The 2,768-nt window shown below is 73.0% G+C and carries 4 protein-coding genes; 2 read left to right on the forward strand and 2 right to left on the reverse strand.

From position 1 onward, the window contains the following. Window positions 1-235, reverse strand: a 235-nt coding sequence (locus FH969_RS14700) for a P-loop NTPase family protein (protein ID WP_139987933.1), incomplete at its 3' end; no start/stop codon positions are given. Window positions 236-322: 87 nt separating this feature from the next. Next, window positions 323-973 (reverse strand): CYTH domain-containing protein, encoded by a 651-nt coding sequence (locus FH969_RS14705; protein ID WP_246071997.1) that lies wholly within the window; start codon window positions 971-973, stop codon window positions 323-325. 334 nt (window positions 974-1,307) lie between these two features. Between FH969_RS14705 and FH969_RS14710 the strand changes: the two genes are divergently transcribed. Beyond that, window positions 1,308-1,910, forward strand: coding sequence for a 50S ribosomal protein L25/general stress protein Ctc (locus FH969_RS14710; protein ID WP_139987935.1), 603 nt, complete (start codon window positions 1,308-1,310; stop codon window positions 1,908-1,910). 151 nt (window positions 1,911-2,061) lie between these two features. Beyond that, entirely contained in the window at window positions 2,062-2,658 is a 597-nt protein-coding gene (gene pth, locus FH969_RS14715; RefSeq protein ID WP_139987937.1) for an aminoacyl-tRNA hydrolase, read from the forward strand. The last annotated feature ends 110 nt before the right edge of the window (window positions 2,659-2,768 follow it).

Raw genomic sequence — 2,768 nt, forward strand, 5'->3', positions numbered from 1 at the left:
CGAGCCGCTGCAGGACACCGAAGGGCGGCCGGTACGTGGCGGGGTCGCCGACCGCCTCGATCAGGGTGAACCCGTCGGCCTCGGCGATGATGCGCCGCAGGTGGGAGCTCTTCCCCATGCCCGACGCCCCGTCGAGGCACAGCACCCGCGGACGGCCGGCGCGAGCGTCCGCGATCGCTGCTCGGACCTGCAGGCGGCGCTCAGCGCGGAGCTCCCAGCCCGGCCCGTCCGCCACGGGTCGACAGTAGTGGGGCGCGTGCCGGCACTCTCGTGGATCGACGCGGGGAGCGGGGGCCGCACATGACTCGGACCGCAGCGGGGCTCAGTCCGGCAGCAGCCGCGCGTTCGTCCCGAAGTCCGCCCGAAGGCTGGGGCCGGTCGTGGCGAGCTCGGCGAGGTACGCGTCGACCCACGTGCCGTACGGCGTGCTCGCGAGCGACTCGTTGGAGAAGCGACGGTCGTCGGTGAGCTCGGTGACGCAGAACGCCGGCACCTGAAGGTCGGTCACCGGGCCGGACCGCTCGCACTCAGCGATGATCAGCGGGTGGTTGGCGCCGCCGAAGACGTCGACCGACCAGCCGTCGCCGCCCGCCCACACCGAGTAGCGCGTCTTCACCATGGCCCGCCCGCCGCGGTGCACGAGCTCGAGGGCGACCTCGGGGTCGAGCCCGCGCTCGGCCTCGTAGCGCGTGCCCCCGACGGCGGGGCCCTTGACCGTCACCGTCGCCATCGAGATCTCGCCCCGGTGGTCGGCGAGCACGCTCATGGGCGTGGAGTCGGCGTCCAGCGCCGCGTCCAGGCCGCTGGCCTGCACGCGGACCCTGAGCGCGTACCCCTCGTCGGCGAGGTAGTACGACTGGACTATCATCGTGGGGGCGTCCCTCAGGTGGGCGGGGAACTCGGTGACGAGGAAGCGGCGCTCGTACTCGAAGTCCTGCGCGTCGGCGAGCGTCTCCAGCGAGTCCCCGGTCACGGCGCCATCGTCGCACCCGCGCGGTGCGACGGCGCCGAGGCGCGCAGACGACGGCGAGCACCGCGTCCCGCGTCGGGTCACCATTTCCACGGGGTGCTGGCGTCGGCTCTCCGTCCGTTCCTTCGGCTCACGTGACGCGGGTGCGGGGAGAGTCGGCGGCTTCCGCATGGGTGCGCGGCACACGCGGTGCGGGGTAGACTCCTGCGGTTGCCTCGGCGAGGGACGCGAGTCGTCCGTGATCGACGCGGCGGGCCGACACCTCCGGGTGCCCGGCGCCGCGCCGCGTGCGCTCCGCCCCCCGCCGCAACCCGACCACACCCGTAGGAGGAACCCCATGGCAGATTCCATCGCCGCCGAGCTTCGGACCGAGTTCGGCAAGGGCGCCGCGCGCCGCGCGCGCCGCGCCAAGAAGATCCCCGCCGTCCTGTACGGCCACGGCACCAACCCGGTGCACCTCAACCTGCCGAGCCACGAGGTGTTCCTCGTGATCAAGCAGAGCGCCAACGCGGTGCTCGACATCGCCTTCGACGGCAAGAGCGAGCTCGCGCTCGTGAAGTCGGTGCAGAAGGACGTCGTGAGCAACGACATCGAGCACATCGACCTGCTCCTCGTCCGCCGGGGCGAGAAGGTCACGGTCGATGTCGCCGTCGTCACCGAGGGCGAGAGCGCGCCCGGCACGATCCACGCCGTCGAGCTCCAGTCGCTCACCGTTCTCGCCGAGGCGACGAGCATCCCCGAGCGGATCGTCGTGTCCGTCGAGGGCCTCGAGGAGGGCACCGTCGTGCGCGTCGCCGACCTCGAGCTGCCCGAGGGCACCACCACCGAGGTCGACCCCGAGGCCGCCGTCGTGCTCGTCACGGTCCCGCGGGGCGAAGAGGAGCCCGAGGACGAGGCCGCCGAGGGCGAGGCCGCTGCCGAGGAGTCCGAGGAGGCCTGACCTCCCCGTGCCACGCACCGGCGACGGCGCCCCGCCAGCTGGCGGGGCGCCGTCGCCCGTTCCGGCTGCGTAAGGCGCAGCCACCACCGCCCAGCAGGTCGTCGCCGCGCAGCACGCGCGCGACGGCGTACCAGCACCCTCGGAGGTCACCGTGAGTCAGCCGTGGCTCGTCGTCGGGCTCGGGAACCCCGGACCGAAGTACGCCGGGAACCGGCACAACGTGGGCGCGATGGTGCTGGACGTCCTGGCTGGGCGGATCGGGGCGTCGTTCACGCAGCACAAGGCGCGTGCGGCGGTGCTCGACGGTCGGCTCGGGACGCTGCCGGGCGGCGCGCCGGGCCCGCGGGTGATCCTCGCGCGGCCGGCGACCTACATGAACACCTCGGGCGGACCAGTCGCCGCACTCGCGCAGTTCTACGGCATCGACGCCGAGAACCTGCTCGTGGTGCACGACGAGCTGGACATCCCCGAGCACCAGATCCGTCTCAAGCGGGGCGGAGGTGAAGGCGGGCACAACGGGCTGCGCTCGATCTCGTCCGCGCTCGGGACGAAGGACTACGCGCGGCTGCGGATCGGCGTCGGTCGTCCGCCCGGGCGCCAGGACCCCGCGGACTTCGTGCTCTCGGACTGGCCGGCCTCGGCGCGCGCCGAGGTGGGCGTGACGCTCGAGCTGGCCGCCGACGCGGTCACGGACGTGGTGACGCAGGGGCTGCTCTCGGCGCAGAACACCTGGAACGCCAAGGGCTGAGACCGTCGCATCGACGCACGGTCAGGCGCTAGGGTGGTGCCGGGCTAGGTGTACTCGCATGGGGATGCGGGTACGGGGACCGGGGGGATCTCATGCGTGAGTCAGGCAGC

The sequence above is a fragment of the Miniimonas arenae genome (assembly GCF_006351005.1).
In the GTDB taxonomy this organism is placed as follows: Bacteria; Actinomycetota; Actinomycetes; order Actinomycetales; family Beutenbergiaceae; genus Miniimonas; species Miniimonas arenae.